This window comes from Jatrophihabitans sp., assembly GCF_051960575.1.
Classification (GTDB): Bacteria; Actinomycetota; Actinomycetes; order Mycobacteriales; family Jatrophihabitantaceae; genus JBQCEE01.
Window position 1 is genome coordinate 1 of record NZ_JBQCEE010000288.1, and the last position, 7,698, is coordinate 7,698.

General features: G+C 74.0%; 7 protein-coding genes and 2 pseudogenes. 1 reads left to right on the plus strand and 8 read right to left on the minus strand.

The window, feature by feature from the left end:
- From ACTHMS_RS16205 to pcaH, 3 genes and pseudogenes are all read right to left on the minus strand, one after another.
- Positions 1–212: pseudogene (locus tag ACTHMS_RS16205) on the minus strand (3-carboxy-cis,cis-muconate cycloisomerase); the annotation flags it as partial.
- Positions 205–747: a protocatechuate 3,4-dioxygenase subunit alpha gene (gene pcaG, locus ACTHMS_RS16210; protein ID WP_440307703.1), complete on the minus strand. Its 543-nt coding sequence runs from the start codon at positions 745–747 to the stop codon at positions 205–207. The pseudogene ACTHMS_RS16205 and the gene pcaG, both read right to left, overlap by 8 nt.
- Positions 740–1,480: a protocatechuate 3,4-dioxygenase subunit beta gene (pcaH, locus tag ACTHMS_RS16215; RefSeq protein ID WP_440307704.1), complete on the minus strand. Its 741-nt coding sequence runs from the start codon at positions 1,478–1,480 to the stop codon at positions 740–742. The genes pcaG and pcaH overlap by 8 nt, the downstream gene beginning before the upstream one ends.
- Positions 1,481–1,571: 91 nt before the next feature.
- On the opposite strand from pcaH, the gene ACTHMS_RS16220 reads away from it, so the two are divergent.
- A complete protein-coding gene (locus ACTHMS_RS16220) occupies positions 1,572–2,333 on the plus strand; it encodes an IclR family transcriptional regulator (RefSeq protein ID WP_440307705.1) in 762 nt (253 codons plus the stop codon).
- Here ACTHMS_RS16220 and ACTHMS_RS16225 read toward each other — a convergent pair.
- The 5 genes and pseudogenes from ACTHMS_RS16225 to ACTHMS_RS16245 all read right to left on the minus strand — a co-directional run.
- Positions 2,321–3,175: a 3-hydroxybutyryl-CoA dehydrogenase gene (locus ACTHMS_RS16225; RefSeq protein ID WP_440307706.1), complete on the minus strand. Its 855-nt coding sequence runs from the start codon at positions 3,173–3,175 to the stop codon at positions 2,321–2,323. The genes ACTHMS_RS16220 and ACTHMS_RS16225 overlap by 13 nt on opposite strands.
- Before the next feature lie 132 nt (positions 3,176–3,307).
- Positions 3,308–5,644, minus strand: coding sequence for a cation-translocating P-type ATPase (locus ACTHMS_RS16230; protein WP_440307707.1), 2,337 nt, complete (start codon positions 5,642–5,644; stop codon positions 3,308–3,310).
- Positions 5,641–6,687 carry a hypothetical protein gene (locus tag ACTHMS_RS16235; RefSeq protein ID WP_440307708.1) on the minus strand — a complete coding sequence of 349 codons (1,047 nt, stop codon included), beginning with the start codon at positions 6,685–6,687 and terminating at the stop codon, positions 5,641–5,643. Before ACTHMS_RS16235 ends, ACTHMS_RS16230 begins: the two co-directional genes overlap by 4 nt.
- Positions 6,688–6,700: 13 nt before the next feature.
- Entirely contained in the window at positions 6,701–6,952 is a 252-nt protein-coding gene (locus ACTHMS_RS16240) for a hypothetical protein (protein WP_440307709.1), read from the minus strand.
- Positions 6,949–7,698, minus strand: a pseudogene (locus ACTHMS_RS16245) (hypothetical protein); the annotation flags it as partial. The gene ACTHMS_RS16240 and the pseudogene ACTHMS_RS16245, both read right to left, overlap by 4 nt.

The window sequence follows — 7,698 nt, forward strand, 5'->3', positions numbered from 1 at the left end:
AGCACCGGGTTGCCCGCAGCGTCACTCGCCACCCGGTAGACCGGCAGGGACGTCACCGCGGCGACGGAGGCGGCCTGCTCGGGCGTGGCCGCACAGTGCTCGACGAGGACGCGCACCCAGGCCGCCTCGACCGCGAGCATGGCGGCCACCAGCGCACCGTCGTCGCCGAGCCCGGCCGCGCGGTGCGCGCCGGGGAAGAGCAGGTCAGCCACGGTGCCCGGGGAAGCCCAGGAACGGTGTCTGCCGCTCGCCCTGCAACCGGATGTCGAAACGCAGGTTCCCGTCCGGCTCGCGGACGGCGACGAGGGCCGCACGGTCGTCGGCCGGGAGCCGCGCCAGCAGGGCGTCGTCGGCGTGGTCACCCGTCGGCAGGTAGGCACGGGTGAACAGCACGTCGAGCAGCCCCCGGGCGAACACCGTCACCGCCACGAACGGCGCCGCCGGCTCGACCGTGCTGAACCAGTACCGGCCGGTGCGGTCGGTGCTGCTGCGGCCCCAGCCGGTGAACGGCGAGCCGGCCCGACGGATCGAGCCCTCGACCGTCGGCACCGCACCGGTCGCGTCCGCCTGCCGGATCTCGACGAGGGCGTCGGGCACACCGTGCCCCTCGCCGTCGAGCACGACGCCGTGCAGCAGCAGCGACCCGGGCGAGCCGACCGGCACGAGTTCGCGGTCGCCGGGGTACGGCAGCGCGTCGTGGAAGAACGGCCCGATGGTCTGGCCGGGCGTCGCGGCGAGGTCAGGCATCCTCGGCCTCCATCGGCGTGGCGTCGGCGCCGCCGAGCACGATGTCCCACCGGTACCCGAGCAGCACCTCGGGCCGGGACAGGTCGTGGTCGTAGTGCGCGAGCAGCCGGTCGCGCGCCGCCGGGTCGGTGATGCTCTGGTAGATCGGGTCGTACGGGAACAGCGGGTCGCCCGGGAAGTAGAGCTGCGTGATCAGCCGCTGGGTGAACGCGGTGCCGAAGACGCTGAAGTGGATGTGCGCCGGACGCCACGCGTTGCGGTGGTTGCGCCACGGATACGGCCCCGGCTTGATCGTCACGAAGCGGTAGCCGCCGTCGTCGTCGGTGAGGCAGCGCCCCATGCCGGTGAAGTTCGGGTCGAGCGGCGCGGGGTGCTGGTCGCGCTGGTGCACGTAGCGCCCGGCGGCGTTGGCCTGCCAGATCTCGACCAACTGGCCGCGCACCGGCCGGCCGGCGGCGTCGAGCACCCGCCCCTGCACCACCATGCGCGACCCGATCGGCTCGCCGCGGCCGCCGATCGTCAGGTCGGCCTCGAGCGGGTCGACGTCGCTGTGACCGAACACCGGCGCGACCAGTTCGGCGCCCTCGGGGTCGGCCTGCACGAACGCCTTCGTCGGGTGCCGCAGCACCGAGCTCCGGTACGGCGGGAAGTCGAGCCGCGGACGTGTCGTGTCCCCGTCGGTGGCCTCGTGCGCGGCCGCGATCTCGCGGTCGATCGTGCGCTGCGCGTCCATGACCCAGAGTCAAGCCGACACGGCCGCCCCGGTCCACCGCTGGTTCCCGCTCAGCGGAAGACTGGAGCCCGAGCGGACGGAGGTGGCAGCGATGGCGGGCAACACGTCACGACCCGGGGTCTCGGTCGCGTCCCGCGTGCTGGCCGTGCTCGGCGCGTTCGACGACGCCCACCGCAGCCTCTCGCTGACCCAGCTCGCCGCGCGGGCCGACCTGCCGCTGGCGACCGCTCACCGCCTGGCCGGCGAGCTCACCGGGTTCGGCGCGTTGCGCCGCACACCGTCGGGCGCGTACGTCATCGGCCGCCGCATGTGGTCGCTAGGGCTGCTCGCCCCGGTGCAGACCGACCTGCGTGAGACGGCGTCGCCGTTCCTGCACGACCTCTACGCCGCCACCCTGGCGACGGTGCATCTCGCGGTGCGCGACGCCGACCAGGTGCTCTACCTCGACCGCATCGCCGGCCACCGCTCGGTGCCGGTCGTCAGCACGGTCGGCTCACGGCTGCCGATGCACGCGACCGGCGTCGGCAAGGTGCTGCTCGCCCACGCGCCGGCCGACGTGCAGCAGGCGGTGCTCGCGTCCCTGTCCCGGGTCACGCCGTACACCGTCACCCACGCGCCGCGCCTGCGCGAGCAGCTCCGCCGTGTGCGGTCCGACGGGTACGCGACGACGGTCGAGGAGATGAGCCTCGGCGCGTGCTCCGTCGCCGTCCCGGTGTTCGCCGGGCAGCGTGTCGAGGCCGCGCTCGGCATCGTCGTGCCCACGCTCAAGCGCGACCGGGCCCGCCTCGTGTCTGCGCTGCAGGTCGCAGCGCACGGCATCGGCCGCAGCTACGCCGCCGATCAGCCGGTGTAGTCGAAGAACCCCCGGCCGCTCTTGCGCCCGAGCAGGCCGGCGTCGACCATCCGCAGCAGGAACGGGACGGGTGAGTAGAGCGGTTCCTTGAACTCCTCGTACATCGCCTCGGCGATGGCCTTGATCGTGTCGAGGCCGATCAGGTCGGCCAGGTGCAGCGGGCCCATCGGGTGGTTGCAGCCGAGCACCATGCCCGAGTCGATGTCCTCCGCGGTCGCGAACCCGGAGTCGAGCATCCGGATCGCCGCCAGGATGTAGGGCACCAGCAGCGAGTTCACGACGAAGCCGGCGCGGTCCTGCGACCGGACCACGGTCTTGCCGAGGACGTCGACCGCGAAGGCCCGGGCGCGGTCCTCGATCGCCGGTGCCGTCAGCAGCGACGGCACCAGTTCGACGAGCTGCAGCACCGGCACCGGGTTGAAGAAGTGCAGCCCGATGACGTGGTCGGGCCGGTTCGTCGCCATCGCGATCTTCATGATCGGGATCGACGAGGTGTTGCTCGCCAGCACGGCGTCCGGGTCGACGACGACCTCGTCGAGCCGCCGGAACACCTCGCTCTTCAGCCCCTCGTCCTCGGCGATCGCCTCGACGACGAGCTCGCGGTCGTGCAGGGCGGCGTACTCGGTCGTGAAGGTGATCCGCTCGAGCGTGCGCGCACGTGCCTCGTCTGTCGCCTTGCCCCGCGCGACGGCGCGGTCGAGCGAGCTCGTCACCCGGCGCCGGCCCGCCGCGACGGCCGCGTCGTCGCGCTCGACGACCACGACGTCGAGGTCGGCGCGAGCGCACACCTCGGTGATGCCCGCACCCATCAGTCCGCAGCCCACCACGCCGATGCGCCTCATCGGGTAGTTCCGGTCACGGTCGTCGTCGAGGCGGTGGCAATGGCGGGCACGGTGCTCCGTTCGCTGGCGGTCGGGTGCGGCGGCGTCACTCGATGCGGGACGCCGACATGGTCGGACGTCCTACTGTCGCGGTTACTGCGGAGTAGGACCAGCGGCCGGACGACGGCCGCGCTGCGTCCAGGCCAGTACCGTCGGCGGCACGGCACATGCCAGCGCGAGCAGACTGTCGCGGACACCGATCGACCCGGTGTGCAACAGCCGTTGCAGCGGCGACCACCACAGCGCGGCGGCGAGCAGGCCGAGGTTCAGCACCACGGCGCCGAGCAGGGCGGGGTTGCGCTCGCCCCGACGCCACGAGCCGCGCAGCCCCAGCGCGACGCCGAGTTGCGCGACGGTGAGGCCGGCGAAGACGGTGCCGGACGCATCGTGTGCCAGCACGCCGGCGACGAGGGACACGGCCGAGACGACGACGGCGAGCACGGTGATACGACCGGCGACGCCTCGATCGACCAGCCGGGTCTGCGGCGGGCGCGGCGGCCGGCGCAGCACGTCGTGGGCAGCCGGCTCGTTGCCGAGCGCGACGCCGGGCAGCCCGTGCGTCAAGAGGTTGATCCAGAGGATCTGCCCCGAGCGCAGCGGCACGCCGAGCCCCACGGCCGGACCGAGCAGCATGATCACCACCTCGGCGACGCCGCCGGTCAGTGCGTAGTGCAGGAAGCGACGCAGGTTGTCCCAGGCCCGGCGCCCCTCGGCCAGGGCCGGGACGAGCACGTCCAGGTCGTCGCGGGTGAGCACCAGGTCGGCCGCCTGCTTCGCCACCTCGGTGCCTCGCGCCCCCATCGCGACGCCAAGGTCGGCCGCGCGCATCGCCGGCGCGTCGTTGACGCCGTCGCCGGTCATGGCGACGACCTCGCCGCGCCCACGCAGGTCGCGCACGATCGCGGCCTTGTCGTGCGGCAGCACGCGGGCGTGCACGTCGGACTCGGCGATGCCCGCCGCGCGGGCGACGGCGGTCGCGGTGGCCGGGTGGTCGCCGGTGATCATCACGATGCGCACCCCCGCCCCACGGAACGTGGCAGCGGTCGCAGCGGCGTCGGCGCGCACCGGATCGGCGAGGGCGATCAGCCCGAGCGGACGCCACGTCGTGCCGTCGTCGCTGACCGCCACGGCCAGCACCCGCTCGCCGACCGCGGCGTGCCCGCGCGCCGCGTCGAGGATCGTGTCATCCTCCACCACGGACGCGATCGCCTCGGGCGACCCCTTCCGGTACCAGATGCGGCCGCCGCCCTCCGTGCGGTGCTGCGTGGTCATCATCCCGGTCGCTGCGTCGAACGGCACCGATCCCACGCGCGGCCGGTCGTGCCGCACCGCGGCGACGTCGATGCCCGCCTCGCGCGCCGCCAGCACGAGTGCAGTCTCGGTCGGGTCGTCGCGGGGGCCGACATCCTCGGCCGCCGCGTCGTTGCACAGCGCGGCCGCGACGAGCAGCTCGTGCCGGTCGTCGCCGACCACGGCCGCCGGGCGCATGCGCCCCTCGGTGAGCGTGCCGGTCTTGTCGGCGGCGAGCACGGTGACCGATCCGAGCGCCTCGACGGCCGAAGGTCGGCGCACCAGCACGCCCCGTCGGCTCATCCGCCGCGCCGCGAGCGCGAGCGACAGGGCGAGCACCGCCGGCAACGACTCGGGGATGGCGGCGACCGCGAGGCTGAGCGCGAGCACGATGCTGGTCTCGACGTCCTTGCCGAGCGCGAGCGCGACCGCGGCGAGCACGAGGGCCGCCGCGCTCGCAGCGACGGCCAGCTGCCGGCCCAGCACACTCAACTGGCGTTGCAACGGGGTGACGGTGGCGCGGCCACCGAGCGAGGCTCCGATGCGTCCGAGGGCCGTCGCCGCACCGGTCTGCTCGACGACCGCCAGGGCGCGACCCCGCGTCACGACGGTGCCCGCCTGCACCGGCTCACCGGCCCGCCGGTCGACCGGCAACGACTCACCGGTCATCGCCGACTCGTCGAGCTGCAGCGCCTCGGCCTCCGTCACCGACCCGTCCGCCGCGACGATGTCACCGGCGTTCAGGACGAGCAGGTCACCCCGCACCACCTCGGCTGCCGGGATGTCCCAGGGGCGGCCGTCCCGCCGCACGGTGGCACGTGGGGCGGTGAGCCGGCCGAGCGCCTCGAGCTCCTTGCCGCTGCGGTACTCCTGGCCCGCACCCAGTGCGGTGTTGAGCACGATCACCGCGATGATCACCGACATGTCGGTGACGTCGCCGATCACCGCGGTGAGCACGGCGGCGACCAGCAGCACGACGATGACGCTCGACCGCAGCTCGTGCAGCACCAGCCGCCACAGCCGCACCGGCCGGGCGAGCTGCAGGGCGTTCGGCCCGTCCGCCTGCAGCCGCGCCGCGGCCTCCGCCGACGACAGCCCGTCCGGCCCGACCGGCGTGGCCGGCCGCACCGCGGCCGTCATGCAGGCGGCGGCGAGCGCCTGGTCGGCCGCAACAGACCGACGACGCCGGCGAGCAGGGCGAGCGCGCCGATCGCGACGGTGAACCAGGCGAGCGGCTGGAAGGACACCGACCGCACGTCGCGGTAGTCGCCGAGGTGGCGGTCGAAGCGGCCGACCAGGTCGTGCAGCCGCGCCGAGGCCGCGGGCCCATCGGCGATCAGCGCGCCGGTCGCCGGTGCGACGCCGGCGAGGTTGCTCACGAGCACCTGCGGGGTGGTGTGCATCGCCGACGCGAACGCCGGCAGCATCTGGTCGCGCAACTGGGTGCCCATGCGGTCGATGGCCGTCGCTTCAGCGCCGGCCCGCGCGACGAACTCGCTCGTGTAGACCGGGCGCAGCCGGTCGTTCAACCGGTCGGCGTCGCCCGTCTTCGTGATCAGGTCGGTCGCGAGCGGCACGGTGATCAACACGACGCCCAGCACCGCGGCGCATGCCGCCGCCGCACGCGGGCGGAACCACGCCAGCACGCCCGAAGCGACGAGCAGCACGCCGCCGGCGAGCAGGAACCAGGGCACGGTGGCGGCGGGCACGTCCTTGGTTGGGATGGCGTCGGCCGAGGCGAACATCCCACGATCGGCCTGCAACTCCGTGAGGGTCCGGCGGAAGTCCGCCACTGCGGTGGGGGCGATCTGCAGCCCTCGGGCGAAGTCGGGGAACTGGCTCGCGAGCTGCGTCTGCAGCTGGGCCGGTGTGGTCCGAAGCTGCGCGGCGAGCAGCGGCAGCACCGTCGTGCGCAGTTCGCCGACCGCGGTGTCGAGGCGGTTCAGGTCGGTCTGCGAGGCGGTGATCGACTGCGTCGTCATCACCGGCCGGAAGCCGTCGGTCAGGCGGTCCCACGCAGGGGCCGCGGTGGTCAGGTGGGTGATCAGCACCCAGCCGGCGAGGGCCACACCCGAGGCCGCCAGCAGCACTGCCGTCAGTCCGACGCGCAGGCCCCCGTGACCGCGCAGTGCGCGCGCCGACGGACGGTGCCAGTGGTGGGTGGACAGCGACGCGGTGGTCATCGTGGTCGTCCGATCAGGTGATGGGTTCGGTGAGGCCGGCCAGTTCGGCCATGGCCGTGCGGTAGGTCGCGCCGTCGATCCGCCCACGGCGCAGGTCCGCGGTGAGCTCGAGCTCGCGACGTTCGGCGTCGCCGGTGGGTGCGTCGCCCCGGCGGCCCGCGCGACGGCACGGGCACCGCTTGACGAGCCGGTCGACGACCGGGATCTCGGCGATGCTGAGGGTGACGACCACGGTGTACGCCAGCACCACGAGCAGCGCGATCATGTCGGTTCCCCCACCGTGCGCAGCAGGTCCGCCTCGTCCTCCTCGTCGGCGCGTGCCAGCCGGCCCAGCGAGTCGGTCTCGGGGACGAACAGCACCGGGCACCGGGCGAGCGCCTCGGCGCCGTCGACCAGCCGCAGCGAGTGCGTGCTCGCGGCCAGCATCCGGCTGCTGTCGGCGACGCGGGTGACCGCGGCGAGCGGGTCGTCGACGTCGATCTCGCCGACGAAGGCGACGTCGGGGTGCTGCTCACGCAAGGGGTAGAGCAGCTCGCCGAGCCCGACCTGTTCCTCCGCGATGAGCTCGGACGGTTGCCGCGCCGGGTGCCGCAGGGCTCCGTGCAGTTGCAGCACGCGCAGGGCGACGTGCTCGCGTTCGGCCTCGTCCACCGCGATCTGCAACAGGCGTTGCGGGATGTCCGGTGTCGGCAGCAGGACCGTGACGGGCAGGTCCCGATGCGCCTCCCACTGCGGTTGCGGCGGCAGCACGAGCACCGGACACCTGGAGCCGGCGACGACGTCCCGCGCCACGACGCCGCCCGCGACGTCGGCACCCATGACGACGAGGTCGGCGACGGCGGACAGGTCGGTCAGCACGTCGCTCGGCTCGCCGGCGACGGCCGAGCCACCGACCTCGGCCGCGACCCGCGCCGCGCGGAGCGGCACCTCGGTCCGCGACACGACCCGCAGGGCGCCCTCGAGGCGCAGGGTGCGCTCACGCTCGACCGGTTCCCAGTGACAGTCGGCCAG